The 16742-nt window shown below is 40.6% G+C and carries 15 protein-coding genes, 1 tRNA gene and 1 CRISPR repeat array; of the genes, 4 read left to right on the top strand and 12 right to left on the bottom strand.

What is annotated here, in order from left to right; genetic code table 11:
* Positions 1-2 precede the first annotated feature (2 nt).
* Genes GT348_RS07725 through GT348_RS07715 form a run of 3 tightly spaced genes read right to left on the bottom strand, consistent with a single transcriptional unit; the run spans position 3 to position 1017 of the window.
* Positions 3-311: a hypothetical protein gene (locus GT348_RS07725; RefSeq protein ID WP_160619209.1), complete on the bottom strand. Its 309-nt coding sequence runs from the start codon at positions 309-311 to the stop codon at positions 3-5.
* Positions 308-763, bottom strand: a complete 456-nt coding sequence (locus tag GT348_RS07720; protein ID WP_160619208.1) for a lysozyme — start codon at positions 761-763, stop codon at positions 308-310. The genes GT348_RS07725 and GT348_RS07720 overlap by 4 nt, the downstream gene beginning before the upstream one ends.
* Positions 760-1017 (bottom strand): hypothetical protein, encoded by a 258-nt coding sequence (locus tag GT348_RS07715; RefSeq protein ID WP_160619207.1) that lies wholly within the window; start codon positions 1015-1017, stop codon positions 760-762. Before GT348_RS07715 ends, GT348_RS07720 begins: the two co-directional genes overlap by 4 nt.
* Before the next feature lie 261 nt (positions 1018-1278).
* On the opposite strand from GT348_RS07715, the gene GT348_RS09195 reads away from it, so the two are divergent.
* The gene (locus GT348_RS09195) at positions 1279-1416 is read left to right on the top strand and encodes a hypothetical protein (protein WP_201740042.1); all 138 of its coding nucleotides are present in this window, start codon (positions 1279-1281) and stop codon (positions 1414-1416) included.
* A 157-nt stretch (positions 1417-1573) separates the two neighbouring features.
* Here GT348_RS09195 and GT348_RS07710 read toward each other — a convergent pair whose 3' ends face one another.
* The 3 genes from GT348_RS07710 to GT348_RS07700 all read right to left on the bottom strand — a co-directional run bounded on the left by GT348_RS07710 (position 1574) and on the right by GT348_RS07700 (position 3195).
* Positions 1574-1948 carry a winged helix-turn-helix domain-containing protein gene (locus GT348_RS07710; protein ID WP_160619206.1) on the bottom strand — a complete coding sequence of 125 codons (375 nt, stop codon included), beginning with the start codon at positions 1946-1948 and terminating at the stop codon, positions 1574-1576.
* Between the two features lie 109 nt (positions 1949-2057).
* Positions 2058-2441: a hypothetical protein gene (locus GT348_RS07705; protein WP_160619205.1), complete on the bottom strand. Its 384-nt coding sequence runs from the start codon at positions 2439-2441 to the stop codon at positions 2058-2060.
* Between the two features lie 202 nt (positions 2442-2643).
* Positions 2644-3195: a hypothetical protein gene (locus GT348_RS07700; RefSeq protein WP_160619204.1), complete on the bottom strand. Its 552-nt coding sequence runs from the start codon at positions 3193-3195 to the stop codon at positions 2644-2646.
* A gap of 341 nt (positions 3196-3536) precedes the next feature.
* On the opposite strand from GT348_RS07700, the gene GT348_RS07695 reads away from it, so the two are divergent.
* The 3 genes from GT348_RS07695 (at position 3537) to GT348_RS07685 (ending at position 7218) form a co-directional block, all read left to right on the top strand.
* Positions 3537-3908, top strand: coding sequence for a helix-turn-helix domain-containing protein (locus GT348_RS07695; RefSeq protein WP_160619203.1), 372 nt, complete (start codon positions 3537-3539; stop codon positions 3906-3908).
* A 1695-nt stretch (positions 3909-5603) separates the two neighbouring features.
* On the top strand, positions 5604-6164 hold the full coding sequence (locus tag GT348_RS07690) for a hypothetical protein (protein WP_160619202.1): 561 nt from the start codon (positions 5604-5606) through the stop codon (positions 6162-6164).
* A gap of 250 nt (positions 6165-6414) precedes the next feature.
* A complete protein-coding gene (locus tag GT348_RS07685) occupies positions 6415-7218 on the top strand; it encodes a hypothetical protein (protein ID WP_160619201.1) in 804 nt (267 codons plus the stop codon).
* A 1007-nt stretch (positions 7219-8225) separates the two neighbouring features.
* Here GT348_RS07685 and GT348_RS09595 read toward each other — a convergent pair.
* The 6 genes from GT348_RS09595 to GT348_RS07660 form a co-directional block, all read right to left on the bottom strand.
* Positions 8226-8354: a hypothetical protein gene (locus GT348_RS09595; RefSeq protein ID WP_256375718.1), complete on the bottom strand. Its 129-nt coding sequence runs from the start codon at positions 8352-8354 to the stop codon at positions 8226-8228.
* Positions 8355-10304: 1950 nt separating this feature from the next.
* Entirely contained in the window at positions 10305-10517 is a 213-nt protein-coding gene (locus tag GT348_RS07680; RefSeq protein WP_160619200.1) for a hypothetical protein, read from the bottom strand.
* A gap of 635 nt (positions 10518-11152) precedes the next feature.
* Positions 11153-11480: direct repeats of the CRISPR family, unit length 23 nt; unit sequence GGTTCATCCCCGCACGCGCGGGG.
* A 969-nt stretch (positions 11481-12449) separates the two neighbouring features.
* Positions 12450-12525, bottom strand: a tRNA-Glu gene (locus GT348_RS07675).
* 41 nt (positions 12526-12566) lie between these two features.
* On the bottom strand, positions 12567-14375 hold the full coding sequence (gene recJ, locus GT348_RS07670) for a single-stranded-DNA-specific exonuclease RecJ (protein WP_160619199.1): 1809 nt from the start codon (positions 14373-14375) through the stop codon (positions 12567-12569).
* Positions 14376-14381: 6 nt separating this feature from the next.
* Positions 14382-15374, bottom strand: a complete 993-nt coding sequence (glpX, locus tag GT348_RS07665) for a class II fructose-bisphosphatase (RefSeq protein WP_408865148.1) — start codon at positions 15372-15374, stop codon at positions 14382-14384.
* A complete protein-coding gene (locus GT348_RS07660; protein WP_160619197.1) occupies positions 15374-16699 on the bottom strand; it encodes a homoserine dehydrogenase in 1326 nt (441 codons plus the stop codon). Before GT348_RS07660 ends, glpX begins: the two co-directional genes overlap by 1 nt.
* Positions 16700-16742 lie beyond the last annotated feature (43 nt).

The raw sequence follows: 16742 nt of genomic DNA, 5'->3' as shown, positions 1-16742 counted from the left end.
TATTAATAAGGGTTTCTAAAATAGTTTTTGGAGTTAATATGCCCTATCTTGTCAGGTGCATTAAGGTTGGTACCCGACCCTTTATGGTGGCTTAAAGCAGAGATCAGAGGTAAAAGAGCTGCTTGCCCTATACGCTGTGCAGATGTGTTATCTGGCAAGAGCATAGGTAAAGATGCTGCCATCATCGTATAAGCGACGTCTGGCGTAATAGCTTTAAACCAAAGTCCGATAATGCCACCAATAAAAGCAGATAAACCATATAATGTGCTTGGCTGTTGAAGCCAGTGGCGCAAGTTAAAGAGTATTTTCATGGTGTTTCTCCCAGGAAAACCGCTCTTTCTGCCTTTCGCCTCTGTGTTAGGCCGCTTAGAGTTTGTCCTTGTGATTTATTCCAGCGAAGAAACTGTTCGGCGGCCTGCTTCATTTGGCCGGTATTAAGTAGCTTCAAAAGTGTTGAACGTCTGAAATTACCAATACCTATATTGTAAATAAGCGAAATTAACGCTGCTTCCTGCTGTGGAGTTACGAATATAGTCACCACACGCGCAAGCTGCTTTTGCACATCTTGAATAGTTGACAGTAAGAGAGAATTCGCCTCTGACCACGTTATAGGTTTGGTAAGGTCAGTAACGGGTTTACCGTTAGCTGAGACTGTACTGCCATATCCAATTGTCCAAAATCCAGCTGGGCAGAGATAGGGAATTAAAGAGCAGCCTTCAAACTGTTTTATAAGTTCTGTTGCTAGGGTAATGGCCTTTTTCATAATAAATGCCCTCCGCCCTGAAACAGGCTAAGCAAGGCATAAACAATGGCTGTGCCTACCCCGGCAGCAGCTCCTGTAGTCCAATTTTTAATAGTTTGTATGGTGCGTAAACTATCATTAATTGATGAAAAACCCTCGCTAATCTGGTTTTCTAACCTAGATAAACGCTGGTCATGTTCTGCTTGTTCATAGCTTAATTTTACTAAGGCATTTTTAAATCCCCCATTTGTAATAATTAGATTAGGATCTGTCATAGCTTTCTCCCAATTGGCTTCGACATCAGGAGTTATGGCATGGTAGTGTAAGTACAGAGGTTATAATCTAAAACCTTGTAATATATTTAAAAAATTGTTTTTATATATTAAATAATTACTTAAAATTATACATATTATTCATTATAATCAAATATAGTTGATCATTAATTTTTTATTTTACTTCATGGTGGTTATCTTACTTATTGTCAGAAAATTCCTTTTTGACAATAATATTTAATTGATTTCCAGAAGGAAAATTTTATGCCTACAGGAAAAAAAGCTGCATCACATGCATCAAAAATTTTAAGAGATAGTAAAAGCACAACAAAAGAAAAAGAAGTGGCAGCTTCTGATCTATCTCAGGCCAAGTCAACTAAATCTGCCAAGAAAAAAGCCTGAATAAGCTTTGAAAAAAATTAGATTTTATTTTCTATCTCTAATTCTTTTTAGTAATCAATGTGTTGTCAGCCTATTACTAAGAGAATTAGAGATAGTTAAAATAAATATCGTTTCTATTATCAAATATAACTTAAATAATTTAAGTCTTAATGCCCTGTCAGTTTTGGTCTAACTGATAAGGTTTTATATTATAATCATCTTTCCAGGCACTTATATAATAGCCAACGCCTCGTTCATTGATGATCATCACTTTGTGCCGACCATTACACCCTAAACTTATGAATGTATTACGGAGTATGGTGATGCTTGTCTTCAAGGTTGCATAAGCAGTATCAGGTTCTTCATCTGGATTAGGCCATAACGCAGCTATCAAATCATTAGTTTGTATAATAGCTTCTGGACGTCTCATCAGTCTTTTAAGAAGCTTGAAAAGCAAATTTTCTAACCTTATTTCGCCTCTTGGTCCTGAAACTAGACGTGTTTCGGTATCAAGATGTAATTTTCCACAGGATAAAATTGTTTTGCTTGTCATGGTGACTCTTCCATATTGATAAATTATTATATGTTTCGATTACGTAATTTAAAAAGCATATATGGCGATAAATTGGATTAAGTAACTTTAACCAGATGTCTTAATTTATTTATTGTTCGCTAAACCTTAATGTGTTTTTCCACCCTGTAGGCTTGGCAAGTGGGTGCCCTTTGGGGAGAGGGTCTGGAGAATTTGCGGAAACGAGTTCGTCTCTCGTTAATTTTAATCCTTTAGGAATTTTTCGAAGTTTTACGTCTATTTGCGGTGTATAAATTGGACGGGACTGGCCTTTAATATAGCGTCTGATGGCTGAATCGACCATAAAACGCGAGACAGATAACTCAAAAGCCATTTCTTTATAACTATAATTCTCGTTATAAAGGGAGCGGAGCAAAGAAATTTTGTCAGAAGTCCATTTTGTTTGAACTCTTTTTCGCTTTGCTACAATGTTACTTTTTGCGCATGAAGCGTCTATTATGCGTGGGATAAGCATTTAAATATACCTATAATAATAAAATTAAAATAATTGTTAATTATTTATTGATAAAAACTTTTATAAGATGATATGAGGTTATGTTGATAAATTTATAATTAATAATTAACGCTTTTAATTCGATCTATATTTCTATATATTATTAACAAGTCACAGTATGTGTGAAATTGGAAAATCTTAGCACAGATATAAGATCGCAATTTCATTTACAAAAACCTGCACGCTTTTCTATTTCATGCTGAGCGGCTTGCCTGATTTGTGGGCATTTAACGCATGTTATGAGAATATGAAGAGTTTGCGTATCTTCTTTGCTCAGATCAATAGGAGGGGCTGTTTTTTGCTTTTCGATAGTGACGGCGTTTGGTTTGGTAATAGGTTGCTTAATTTTTGCCGAATGTGGTGAAAGCTTTTTAAGCCAGTTTTCTAATTGTTCCGGCGTAATATCACTTAATTTTAAAAAATAAATTTGCTGCTTTAAAAAATTCTTTAGCTCTTGAGTTAAGATTGAGCGCCTATTTTCTGTAAGATAAGATGAAAGGTTCTCGTTAGAGTGAAAAAATTGCGATGTTAAAGCCAGGATATCTTTATAAAATTGTTTTTTATGATCCTCTAAAATTTTTGAAAGTGTATTATAATCATCTGGTTTAATAAATTGTAGATTATATCCAGTTTCACAGTATGTTACTAAAGCGCCCAACTCTATAGCATGAGTATGAAACCGTTCGTGACATTCTTTTTGAGATGGATTATTCATTTTATATTCCTCTTATAAAAAGATACAGGCAAAACACGCATTCTTTTTGCCATAATGAGCTACAATGAATGTTTGATAGCTTTTTCTTTTTAGGAAACGTTTTCTTATGAAATATGTTGCTATCAAGTCATTTAAGTATGTGGACATGTTCACTCAACTTAGTTTTAACCCTATTTTTGCAATTGTAACTCTGGTCTAAAGTGAATGTTGTTTATCAAATGTAATTCGTATATATGAATTTAATTCACACGAATAGCAATAAAAAAAATGAATAAAATTCATTCACAAAATCTCATTAAATGACATTCATGGAGAACTTTAACATTAAGGAATGTCACCCCATGAAAAAAGAAACGTTAGGGCAAAGGTTAAGGCGGCTTCGACATCAGGCAGGACTGCAGCAATCTGAAGCAGTCGCTGCACTTAGTGTAGAAATTCAAAGTAGCCAGTTATCTAAAATTGAAACAGATAAATCACTTCCGTCCTGGCCAGTAATGTGCGCTCTCTCGGACCTTTACGGTGTTGCTATCGACTATATCCGTTTTGGTGATGAGATTTCTTTGGTTGAGACGCCTAGCCAGCTTGTCAAAAATTCTACAGAATTCGCTCTCCTCAGAGCTTGGCGTGCTATGGATGAGGAAGAGAAACGAGCGCTTGCTTTGTTTTTGGACAAGTTTGGCCCGCTTGCGAGTGAGAAAGATCGAGTCGCGTGAATTCATTTTCTAATCCTTTTAACTATTTTAAAAAGGAATTTTTTTCAAAATTCGATATATTTTGCATAGCCTCGAATAAAAATCGGTTTTCCGATACGTATAACTTGAATTAAATTCATATGTCATAATGTGTTTAACCTATAAAGAGTATGAAATAAAAGGTTAAAAGTAAGGAGGAAACAAAAATTAAAAAGGTTAAGCAGGTAAAGTGAGTAGGGTAATTACCTAATTTTTAATAATTAGTTAAAATTTTTTAAAACTTTATAAATATTTATATTTCTTTTGAGTGACAGATTATAACATAAAAAAGAAAATTTTGTTTAAAAAAAATTTTTATTTTTTGATGAATTTGTATTTTTCTATAAAGATAATGTAATAGTTATTTATTTATAATGCTTTTAAATATAAATTTATTTAAGAATAAAACATATATACAAAACTACATTTTACAATTTATCATTAAAATTTCATTTATTATAATTATATTTATGAAAATTTATAAATATGATCTGTTTATTTATAGGTCAAAAATGTACAAATATATTTTTTAGAGCTTGATGCGTGGCCAAATAGCAAAAATTAAGAATATTTTAAGATTGAATTTTTGCTCAGCAATATAAATAAAATTAAGTACTATTTTTTATATAATAAAAAACTTCAAAGATTTTATAAAAAAGCGAGTATTTTGTCGCTTTCATGTAAAGATACATCGCAAAATGTTATTGAGAAACTTATTATAATAGGAACAGACTGAATAAAAAATCAGCATTTAAATATTTTGAATGTAACTTGAAATTTTTTTTCAAAATTTAAAACTATATTTTATAAAAATATCTATTCCGTAAAATTGATAATTTACAGTGTAATAGAGAATGATTTTTGGAATTATACATGTGCAAGACATGCTGATTTTATTACAATTTAATAGAAATAAATTTTTATAGTCAGTCAGGAGCAAGTATATAGCTAAATATGACAAAAAATATCTCACTATGATAAGTGATATTATGACAGCCCGGCATGCGAGAGAGGATAACTTTTCTTACTAAATATGCCTTTGCAATCCATACGTAATACACCCTCTGAAATCTGCCTTCTAAATAGATTTGCCAAATTGTTAAGAGTCTACAAACTTAAAAAGAATGAAAATTCTACGTCGTGAGGTCGATGAGGCGGTATGAAAAGGGGTCTCTGATAAGCAGCTCATTATTACGGTGTTTTAGACGTTACAAAGCAAGATATTTTATTTTTAGTGCTTATATAGCCTTCGTCACTATAGCTATAATATCCTATATGAGTTGCAATTATCATTATAAAAATACTTAAAACTATGCGCTTTAGAACATGATTCAGACGGGTATAAAGTCAGATAGAAATTGCAAGATAATGACTGATTTAGAGTAAGAAAAATACATATTGTTACTGAACGTAAAATAAGTCAGATGATTACGGTAAGATAAATTATTTGCGTAATAAAGGCAGATTATTTCATCTGTCAAAAGATACCAACTTCTCTAATTTAACGTGATGTTTGAGAGTATTTTAATGATGGTGATAATGCTTTAGCAGTTATTTATCAATGAGCTCGAAAATTACAGAAAAGGCCGAGCACATCAATTTTGATATGCAAAAATGAAACGTCTCTACGAGTAATAATAACGTTATCACATAATTTTAGGCTTGTACAAAAGTGAGATGACTGTATACGCTCTTACGCTCTTACGCTCTTACGCTCTTACGCTCTTACGCTCTTACGCTCTTACGCTTTCTTTACGCTCTTACGCTCTTACGCTCTTACGCTCTTACGCTCTTACGCTCTTACGCTCTTACGCTCTTACGCTCTTACGCTCTTACGCTCTTACGCTCTTACGCTCTTACGCTCTTACGCTCTTACGCTCTTACGCTCTTACGCTCTTACGCTCTTACGCTCTTACGCTCTTACGCTCTTACGCTCTTACGCTCTTACGCTCTTACGCTCTTACGCTCTTACGCTCTTACGCTCTTACGCTCTTACGCTCTTACGCTCTTACGCTCTTACGCTCTTACGCTCTTACGCTCTTACGCTCTTACGCTCTTACGCTCTTACGCTCTTACGCTCTTACGCTCTTACGCTCTTACGCTCTTACGCTCTTCTTACGCTCTTACGCTCTTACGCTCTTACGCTCTTACGCTCTTACGCTCTTACGCTCTTACGCTCTTACGCTCTTACGCTCTTACGCTCTTACGCTCTTAGCAAAATTGCAACATCTGAATTAGTCATTATCTGCATAGACCCAAAACCAACTTTGCCAGCGTAAATAACATATTGCAGATAAAGCTGTTTCCCCCATTATAGAAACCTAGGAACTTTAGGCGTAGAATGCGGCGTATGCAGCGGACTGTGCACGGGTTTGAAACAACACTCAGTACATGTGCATCCCCAAAATTTAACAGTGAGAGTGCTGTCTAGGCGGCTCGAACAAGTTTATTTTCTAAGCACCGTTTGTGATAATAAAGGGAGGAACCTATGGGTGAAGCTAAAATCAAGCAGATGAGCAAGAGGAAATTTCTTGCCAAACCGGAAAACAAATTTTGTGTCTATTGCGGAGCTCCTGCCACGACAATTGACCATTTCCCTCCACGAAACTTTTTTTACAAAAGGCAAGCCCCAGAGGGCTACACTTATCCATCATGCAATTTTTGTAATAGCGGAAAAAGTTCGGACGAGCAGGCTCTAAGTCTCATTGTTATGATGAGCAGTTGGGAAGTCGATAAGGACGAATCGCGATTTGATAAGCTTGTCCGTGCTGTACAAAATAACCGCCCAGAAATCATTGCGGAAATGACCCCTCTATCAAATGAGCAGTCTAAACTTCATCTACGTCAAGTTGTTGGCTCTCAAGATGACGTTTTGAAGAATAAAACGGCAGGCTGGCAAATTGTCGATTATGGGCCAGAAGCAATACGCTTAATGAACAAAATGTGCGTGTGGTTTGGTCAAACTCTTTATTTCAAGCATAATAAAGAGCTATTTACGGGTGAAATATTTGTATTAACGCTGCCTGAGTATGTTAAGTGCTGTAAAAAGTTTCAAGAGTTAAAGTCTGAGTTCGATGGGGCTCCAAATATAACCCACACTAGCCACGATATATCAAAACAGTTCTCCTACCAGTACTTTGCTGCGAAAGGAATTTTTTGTGCCATTTTACATTTCGAAGCGCCGCAAATATTTTTTTTAATCTGTGCATTGTCGCAACAGACTATGAATCCTAACATCAATGTTTTGGATGGGTGGTACCGGTCTGGCTTAGTTGGCCCAAAAATCAAATGAGATGCGTGCCAGTAAGCGTTACGGGCCCCTAACCGCATTATTCTTGCATGTACGTAGAAGATGTGAGGAAAGGTTGCGTTTGTTTCGCACTGTGAGGTCCATCTCTGCGTGAGCGGGGAACATCAACTTATAGCTTGTAGCTATTGTCTTACATGCATAAATCGCGATTATGGCCTGTGACTATCGTCTTACGTGCACAGATTTAGTTCGTGATTCGTGACGTATATGCATGAACTATGATTATGCTTGTAATTCTCGTCCTGCGTGCATGGACTGTGACTACGGCTTGAGGCTCGATGTTTGTAACTCGTTTCTTGCGTGTATGAACTGCGATTATAGCGCGTGACTAGCGTCCTGCGTGCATGAACCAGAACTTTGACTTGTGTTTAGCGGCTTACGTGCATAAATCACGACTTATGGCCTTTGATTCTCGTCTTACGTGTATGAACTGCGACTAATGCCTGTGACTATCGGCCTTGCATGCATAAGCTGCGATTAATGCCTGTGACTTGCGTCTTACGTGCATGAAGTGTGACTATGCTGTGACTATCATCTTGCGTGCATGAACTGCGATTTTGGCTTGTGATTAGCGGCCTGCGTGCATGAACTGTGACTATGTTGTGACTATCGTCTTGCATGCACGAACTAGAACTTTGGCTTGTGATTAGCGGCTTACGTGCATAAATCGAGACTTATGGCCTTTGATTCTCGTCTTGCATGCATAAGCTGCGACTAATGCTAGTGACTATCGTCTCGCGTGCATAAGCTGTGACTTAATGCTAGTGACTTTCGTCTTGCGTGCACGAACTGCGACTAATGCCTGTGACTATCATCTTGCATGCATGAACTGTGACTAATGCCTGTGACTATCATCTTGCGCGCATAAGCTGCGACTAATGCCTGTGACTCGCGTATTACGTGCATAAATCGCGGCTAATGCTTGCAACTCTCGTCTTACGTGCATGAATTGCAACTATGACGTGTTATTTTCGCCTTATATTCATAAATTACAACCATGGATTATAATTTGTGACATTTGGCCCATAGCCCATAGCCCATAGCCCATAGCCCATAGCCCATAGCCCATAGCCCATAGCCCATAGCCCATAGCGTAAGGCTTGCGCTTCGCGACTCACGACTCATTCGAAATCAGTGCCGTTTTTATGGTTGCATTGGCAAAAATATGAGAGAATGGCTAAGTTTCTGGTTACGCTTAGTTTATTAAGTTAAAAGACTATCTTCATCTATTTTGTGTAGATTTGTCTGGATTATTGATAATTACGCATTTATTTAGAATCTCAAAATAAAGTGAGTTAATATAGAATTAACTTAAGTTAGTTTGAACTTTTATAAATCAAACTTTATGAACATTTTTCTCGAAAAGCCTCATAATGAAAAACTATCTTCTGCCTAATCACTGGCAATATAACAACCCATAGTTGTGTCTATTTTGTCAGGTTTGACTAGGGTTGTAACAGAATTACGGCTTTAACCGGACCTAATTTTAAAAAGAATAGTTACAACCTGTAAGTGCATAATAATTTTTTATGAATGTGCAATTACGTCTTGATCCAAAGATTAATATAATTTTTGCATCAATTAATAATTGAGACTTACTGACACTTGACTTTGCTAAAAATAAAAGCGTATTCATAGCGAACGGGCCATAGTGGTCGCCACCACCATGGCCCTATCATCACCTGAGTCACTGTGAAAAGGAAAAACTCAGATAATGACTGTTCACACTATTAGCATGTTAAGTCATGCAAATGCTAGTCTATTAAATTATACTAGTATGGTGAGTATGAGGCCGGTGCTTACTTTGCGTCTTGCTCTAAAAAGGCAATTCGTGAAGTTAATATGCTGCCCAAGTCTCCTATTACACAGATTTATATTAAGATACTTTTTAAAAACAAAGCACTATCCTCCAGAACCGGTGGGTATAACCAGGTTTAGTAGGCTGCCTGGCCACTGGTTCTTAAGGAGGTGGCTGCCATAATATAAGGGCAGCATAGCGTCATTAGGCCGAATACGGGCTATGGGTAGTGCATCGAAGGTCACTCTGCCGCCCATAGCCTGAACAGCCTAAGCACAAATTCTTTATCTATATCAATAGTTTTTATGATTTCACGGTTAAAATTCGGACATGGCTCTTAATTAAAGCCAATTTATTTATCACTATTATTACAACTTATGATTGTATTTATTTTGCAGAATTTTGCTAAAAACAAAAATCTATTCATAGAAAACGGGCCATAGTGGCTGCCACCACTATAGCCCTATCATCACCTGAGTCAGCTTGAAGGAAAACTCAGATAATGACTGTTAGCATATTAAGCCATGCAAATGATAGTCTAATAAATTATTCTAATATGGTTTGTATCAGGTCAGTGCTTACTTTGCATTTTGTTCTAAAAGAGCAAGTCGTAAAATTAAAATGCTACTTACTACCCTTATTATACGAATTTATATTAAGCGCATTTTCGTACAAAAGCCAAAATTTCCCAAAGCCTGTAAGTATATCAGGGCAATCTAGTGCTTTTTTATCAGGCGCCCTGGTTACCCAGCAGGCTCTTAGAAAGGTGACTGCCATATTGTAAAAGCAGTAGAGCACCAGTCAGGCCATATATGGGCCATGAGCAACGTAAGAATGGTCACTCTCTTGCTCATAGCCCGAACAGGCTACGCAAATTTTCTTTCTTAATCTATAGTTTTTGTGGTTTTGCGGTTAAAATGTCTTACTTTACTTTGAGTTGAAATCAATTCATTTACCCCCATAAAAACAACCCATGGTTGTTTTCACCTTGCGGGCTTTTACTAAAAACAGAACAAAATTTCGGCTTTAACCAAGCCCGGCCCAAAAGAGGATAATTACAACCTGTAATTGCATGAGCGCCTTTTATAAATATGCACTCATCTCTTATCCAAAACATCAATAAAACGTCTATATTAAGAAATAACCAACTTCATCTCTGCATGTGTGGAAAGCACTTTGTGACGAAATGAAATCACTTCCCTGATCGGTCCACCTCTCACCTGTAAGCAATATAGAGCGCTATTTTGTGACGAGGACTTACTCTAAAGATTCATTCCCGTGCACGCACGGAACGTACTTCTTTCCGTGCCGCTGCTGCATCCCATTGCATATGGTCCTTCCCAGCACGTGCGGGGAAATACAAATGTGCCGCGGTCTTGTTAGGTGTTGTTGTACGTTCATCCCCGCGTGTGCGGAGAACACTATGGCGAGTAGTGCTGTAAACGCCGCTGAGGAGGTTTATCCCCGCACGCGCGGGGAACACGGAGGGGCGGCCTATCCGCCCCGCCCCTTATCCGGTTCATCCCCGCACGCGCGGGGCACACTGTTACAGACAGTGCATGAGTTGTAGGGTCGTAGGTTCATCCCCGCACGCGCGGGGAACACCCTTGCTGGAAGTTATTGTTATATAAAGGGAATTTCCTTGTCAAGAAATCTACCAAGTTTTGTGATTAAATTTTAGGCAATTTCCGGTGTCTCTTAGTAGCGAGATTTTGTCGACCTACTTAAGGCTAATCCATCAGATCAGGGCATATAGAGTGTAATAAGACCAATGAAGGGGGTATATTTAGTTTTAGATATAATCCTGAGATTCATCCTCCTCCTCATATGCGCGAAATATATCACATAAAACAACTTGAAGTTGATAACACCCACGATTCACCCTTGCAGATGTCGAGAACATTTTTGCGTTAAAAATTTAGGGATGTCTTCTTTTGGCCTATTCCCGCACAAACAAAGAATAGTTGGCTAGTGATTTTGGTCGGTGGATTGTCAACGCTTCATAAACATGCACGCGAATAACACAGCACTGAGGCTACCGGGCTAGCATGGTATTTAGGTTCATCCATGCCTGCTCGGGGAATACCATCTCACGCCCAGATTAAAACAGAACAGGACAGGTTCATCCCCGCGTGTGCGGGGAACACCATAAATAGGGTGCTAGCAACGCTAGAAATAAAGGTTCATCCCCGCACGCGCGGGGAACACCCGGCGCGGGAAACTGTCGAAAAAACAGAAAATGGTTCATCCCCGCACGCGCGGGGCACACTCTCACAAAACAGGCATAGCTGCCGATGGCATAGGTTCATCCCCGCACGCGCGGGAACACCTAGAAAAACAAGGTTTTAGGATGATAACGATCGGTTCATCCCCGCACGCGCGGGGAACACTATCAAAATCGACCGCCACAATGTACAGGCTCAGGTTCATCCCCGCACGCGCGGGGAACACTCTTGCTGGAAGTTATTGTTATATAAAGGGAATTTCCCTGTCAAGAAATCTACCAACTTTTAGAGGGTGTTTTGAGGTAAGAAATCGCCAAGATATGGGAGGGGTTATGTAAGGAATTATTACATATGATATGTCAGTTAAGAGATGGTCTCTATGGTGTTCAATGGTAGAAAATAGCCCCGTTCCCAATAATATTTGCCGGTCATTCAAAAAAGCATGTGTTAGAGTTTAAGTTGGATTGGGCAGCAATATTATACATTATGTGGGACATAACGTTGTTCGTTAAATGGTTATGGCTCGCTAAGTCTATTGATCAGGTGGTCAACTGGCTGTGGATTCGTGCATATTGAGGCAAGTTTATCAAAAATTTGGCCTTAACTGTCTTGACGAGAGTTGGTTCTGCGTCAGAATTATGAGCTATGAGCTATGAGCTATGAGCTATGAGCTATGAGCTATGAGCTATGAGCTATGAGCTATGAGCTATGAGCTATGAGCTATGAGCTATGAGCTATGAGCTATGAGCTATGAGCTATGAGCTATGAGCTATGAGCTATGAGCTATGAGCTATGAGCTATGAGCTATGAGCTATGAGCTATGAGCTATGAGCTATGAGCTATGAGCTATGAGCTATGAGCTATGAGCTATGAGCTATGAGCTATGAGCTATGAGCTATGAGCTATGAGCTATGAGCTATGAGCTATCAAAAAAGCGCGCCTTAGGGCGGTATTGAGCTGAATGCCAACGCCGCATCACCCGAAACACAGCATTGCGTTGTGGCTGGCAAGGGCGGGGTTTTTATAAATCAAGCCTCTGACTGACTACAGACCCATGCACAAGAAGGCGAGTTTACAGGAAATTTGATCCTGGCTATCTAAAAGAAGTCACGGATCATGTTTCGCTATAGATGGCACATATGTGCCCAGCTTCTATTATGTGGATAACGTCAAAAACCGCAGTAAAATGCTGGCGTCCCGTACGGGATTCGAACCCGTGTTGCCGCCGTGAAAGGGCGGTGTCCTAGGCCTCTAGACGAACGGGACTAAAGGCGTGAGGCGGTTGATAAAGAGTTTATTATCCTACGTCAAGAGGGTGTTGCATCAGAAATGAAAAAAGTTAAATTTTCTATGCCTTGCCATTCTTCTAATCGCAATTGTCCTGCAACGTGAATTAGCGGTTTTGTGCGGTCTTCAAGTAAATTTGTGAAGCGTTTTTCTGCTGCTCTAAAAACAAGACCTTTAAGGCGGGTAAATCCGTCTTCACCTTGCAAAATTACCCTTAGCGTGTTGCCATCTTTTCCAATACGGTCAGTTTTGACACAGCGCACATGGCTTAGTGCTAAAATAGGCTCCTCATTGCCATTTCCAAAGGGGGCAAGGGCCGATAATTCTTTTGCAAGGGTGGGGGTTGCACCGTTTAGGGTCAAAATCCCATCAATTTGCAGTGCTTCTTGAGGAGGCAGGGTTAGAGCTTGAGAAAGTGTTTGATTTAGGAATTGATGAAAGGCCTCTAAATTCGATTCTTTAAGAGAAAAACCTGCTGCCATAGAGTGCCCACCACCGGCAAGTAACAACCCTGCTTGTTGAGAGGCTATAATGGCATTGCCAATATCTAGTCCCGTTACAGAACGGGCGGACCCTTTAATAATATTATCTTCATTAAGAGCGCCAATGAGAGTGGGGCGATTAAAGCGTTCCTTTAATCTTCCTGCCACAATTCCGACGATACCAGGATGCCATTCTTTATCGCATAGCAAGATAACGGCATGGCCTGCGTCAATTTGAGCTTGCGCCCGATCTATAGCGCTTTGGAGGGCGTGACCTTCAATTGTTTGGCGTTTGCGGTTCACGCCGTCTAATGTCTCTGCCAAAGCACGCGCTTCTTCTTCGGACTGACTTAGTAGTAATTTGAGACCAAGGTCAGACTGAGCGATACGCCCACCAGCATTGATTCTGGGCCCAAGGGCAAAGCCGCAAGCCATTGCGTTGCTTTTATCTTTCACCCCTGCGCTATGGGCTAGCATTTGTAGGCCCAGGCGCTTGCCAGTATTAAGCACTTTCAGGCCCTGCGTAACTAATGTGCGGTTAACGCCATAAAGGGGCATGACATCGCAAATTGTGGCGAGGGCTGTAAGATCTAATAAAGACAGCAAATTAGGAAATTTATGAGTTTCTAACCAACCGCGTGAGCGTAATTCCCGCCTCAGGGCTATCATGGTGAAAAAGGAAACGGCTGTAGCGCAGATAAAACCAAGATTTGAATCGCAATCAAGGCGGTTTGGATTAACGACCAGCCCTTTAGGGATCAACCCTCCATTAGGCTTATGGTGGTCCAAAATAATTCTGTCAGCACGCCCTTCAAACGCGTCTAGAATAGTATGTGCGGCTGTGCCACAATCAACGCAAATGAGCAGAGTTGCGCCTTGCGTTATAAATGACTCTAAAGTTTGAGTGTTAGGGCCGTATCCTTCAGTGATTCGGTCGGGGATATGTGTGAGAATTTTACAGCCTAATGCGCTTAGAGTGCTGGCTAGCAAAGCTGTTCCGCATGCTCCGTCAACGTCATAATCACCTAATATGCCAATAACTTCTTGTTTCTCAATTGCATCGGCCAAACGCTGAGACGTTTGGTCCATATCTTTTAAGCATGAGGGATCGGGTAAATCACGTTCGAGGCGCGGTTCAAGAAAGGCCTCAAGCTGATTTAAGCCAATGCCCCGCCCGGCTAAGATGCGGGCTGTGAGTTCTGTCAGGCCTGTTTGTTGAGTAATTGTTAAAATAAGGCGCTGTTGTTCGTCACTTAAAGTGCTTTTGCGCCATACCCATTGGCGGTTTCCGGCGCTGGAGGTAACACCAAGAACAGAGTTATTGGGCACGTGATTATTAAATGTCATGAAATCTTAGAAAAAATTGGTTTGTAAACGCTTGGTGGCGACGTGATGATAGGCCCTGATATAGCGGATTGTGCCTGTTTCTGAGCGCATAACAACGGAATGTGTGCGTCTATAACCTGTATCGAGATTTTCTACGCCTTCGAGCAAATAGCCTGGTGTGACACCTGTTGCACAAAAGAAAACATGGCCATTAGCTAAGTCACATAACTCAAGACGCCGTTTAGGGTCTTGGTCTTTCATCATAATCTTTGCCCGCTGAAGTTGCTGGTCATTTTCAAAAAGCAAGCGTGCTTGCATGTGTCCTTTCATGCAACGCACTGCCGCGGCAGCAAGAACGCCTTCTGGGGCTCCACCGCTTCCAGCATAAAGGTCAACACCGCTAAGGGGGAGGCATGTTGCAATAACCGCAGCAACATCGCCATCACTTAGTAATCTAACGCGTGCCCCTGTTTCGCGCGCTTTTGCAATCATTTCCTCATGACGGTCACGCTCTAAAGCACATAAAGTCAGATCAGAGGGTGATTTTCCCTTGGCTTTGGCGAGTTCACGCAAGTTGGTTGTAATTGATGCATCAATATCAACTACATTTTCAGGCACATCGGGTCCGACGGCTATTTTTTCCATATAAACGTCGGGAGCGTGTAAAAATTGCCCTTTTTCAGCAAGGGCAATAACTGTCAGAGCGTTTGGAAGGCTACGGGCGCAAAGATTTGTGCCCTCTAGCGGGTCAACAGCGATATCAAATTCAGGCCCTCCGCAGCCCACCTTTTCGCCAATATAAAGCATGGGGGCCTGGTCCATTTCGCCTTCGCCAATGGCAACAGTGCCATTGATGGCGACATTATCAAAAGCCTCTCTCATGGCTTTTACAGCGGCACCATCGGCCTCTATTTTGTTGCCGTAGCCAGTCCAGTGGTCTGAAGCAATGGCTGCGGCTTCTGTTACGCGTACAAGCTCAAGGCCAAGATTGCGGCCCGTTAAGCGAAAAGGCTTTGCCATCAGCATAAGCTCTCAATAGTTACTATAAGAGGGGCTCCATGCACGGAGTTTAGCTCTCTTAGACGGGCGGCAGCATCTGTTATATGACTATTAGCCACAGGATGAGTGATAACGGTTAAATAAACCTGCTCTAATTTAAACTCATGCTGCGCAATTAGATGTACTGAAATACCCTGATCTCGTAAGACTGCGGAGATATCGGCCATAACGCCTGGTGTATCATCAACGAGCAAACGCACATAAAAGGCGCTTTTAAGTGACGCTACTGAGCGGGCTGCTGTTTCCTCTTGTTCCACAATGCGCCCCCATAAGGGGAGGCGCATGCCCTGAGCATAGTCGATAATATCAGCAAGAACGGCGCTGGCTGTAGGGCCTTCTCCTGCTCCCCTGCCTGATATGGTCATGGGTCCGCTATAATTGCCCTCCCACGTAAGGGCATTAAAGACATTATCAACCTGGGCTAATTTTGCCTTTTCGGGCACAAGGCAGGGGCGAACCCAGGCCTCAATTGAGCCATCCTGATGTTGGCGTGCCATGCCTAGGAGTTTGACTTTATAGCCAAGTTTTCTGGCAAAACCCAGGTCAGATGCTGTGATACTGCGAATACCCTCAACAGTCAGACTGTCAAACTGGAGTGGTTTAAAAGCTATATTGGCCAAAATGGCTAATTTATGAGCCGTATCCCATCCATCAATATCTGTAGAAGGTTCAGCTTCGGCAAAGCCTTTTTCTTGTGCTTCTTTCAGCACAGCCTCAAAGCTTTGGCCGGTTTCTTCCATTGTAGTCAGAATATAATTGCAGGTGCCATTGAGAATGCCACCGATAGTTTTAATGATATCTCCTGCCAGACCTTCTCTGACAATTTTGACGGCTGGAATGGCTCCAGCGACAGAGGCTTCGTAATAAAGAGGGGCGTTATGGGTTTTACTTAGCTGTGCTAATTCTTTTCCATGAAGTGCTATAAGAGCTTTATTGGCGGTGATGACAGCCTTGCCAGCTTTGAGAGAGGCTTCAACAAGGTCACGTGCAGGGCCTTCCGCTCCTCCAATAAGTTCAAGGACACAATCTATAGTTTCATCTGAGGCCAGCTCGACAGGGTTATCATACCAACGAAAAGAGCTAAGGTCGATTTGACGGTCTTTTGTCCTATCACGGGCACTAACGGCAGTAACAACGAGTTGTTTTCCTGTGCGGTCAGTTAAAGAGGAAGCCTGTTCCTGTAAAAGTTTAATGACCCCGCATCCCACTGTTCCAAGACCAGCAATTGCTAGACGTAATGAATTAGAATTAGCGGTTTTGTCTGAAAAATGAGGTGCAGCTTTCATAATCGAATAATTCTTTTCTTTAATAAAATGAAGGACGGTTTTA

The organism is Aristophania vespae, assembly GCF_009906835.1.
GTDB classification, from domain to species: Bacteria; Pseudomonadota; Alphaproteobacteria; order Acetobacterales; family Acetobacteraceae; genus Aristophania; species Aristophania vespae.
The sequence above is the reverse complement of the archived record's forward strand: the minus strand, read 5'-3'. Positions and strand labels throughout refer to the sequence as shown.

Excerpts from the sequence above, each read along its gene's own strand:
- GT348_RS07725 (WP_160619209.1), bottom strand. The coding sequence starts at position 311 with ATGAAAATACTCTTTAACTTGCGCCACTGGCTTCAACAGCCAAGCACA.
- GT348_RS07720 (WP_160619208.1), bottom strand. The coding sequence starts at position 763 with ATGAAAAAGGCCATTACCCTAGCAACAGAACTTATAAAACAGTTTGAA.
- GT348_RS07715 (WP_160619207.1), bottom strand. The coding sequence starts at position 1,017 with ATGACAGATCCTAATCTAATTATTACAAATGGGGGATTTAAAAATGCC.
- GT348_RS09195 (WP_201740042.1), top strand. The coding sequence starts at position 1,279 with ATGCCTACAGGAAAAAAAGCTGCATCACATGCATCAAAAATTTTAAGA.
- GT348_RS07710 (WP_160619206.1), bottom strand. The coding sequence starts at position 1,948 with ATGACAAGCAAAACAATTTTATCCTGTGGAAAATTACATCTTGATACC.
- GT348_RS07705 (WP_160619205.1), bottom strand. The coding sequence starts at position 2,441 with ATGCTTATCCCACGCATAATAGACGCTTCATGCGCAAAAAGTAACATT.
- GT348_RS07700 (WP_160619204.1), bottom strand. The coding sequence starts at position 3,195 with ATGAATAATCCATCTCAAAAAGAATGTCACGAACGGTTTCATACTCAT.
- GT348_RS07695 (WP_160619203.1), top strand. The coding sequence starts at position 3,537 with ATGAAAAAAGAAACGTTAGGGCAAAGGTTAAGGCGGCTTCGACATCAG.
- GT348_RS07690 (WP_160619202.1), top strand. The coding sequence starts at position 5,604 with ATGACTGTATACGCTCTTACGCTCTTACGCTCTTACGCTCTTACGCTC.
- GT348_RS07685 (WP_160619201.1), top strand. The coding sequence starts at position 6,415 with ATGGGTGAAGCTAAAATCAAGCAGATGAGCAAGAGGAAATTTCTTGCC.
- recJ (WP_160619199.1), bottom strand. The coding sequence starts at position 14,375 with ATGACATTTAATAATCACGTGCCCAATAACTCTGTTCTTGGTGTTACC.
- glpX (WP_408865148.1), bottom strand. The coding sequence starts at position 15,374 with ATGGCAAAGCCTTTTCGCTTAACGGGCCGCAATCTTGGCCTTGAGCTT.
- GT348_RS07660 (WP_160619197.1), bottom strand. The coding sequence starts at position 16,699 with ATGAAAGCTGCACCTCATTTTTCAGACAAAACCGCTAATTCTAATTCA.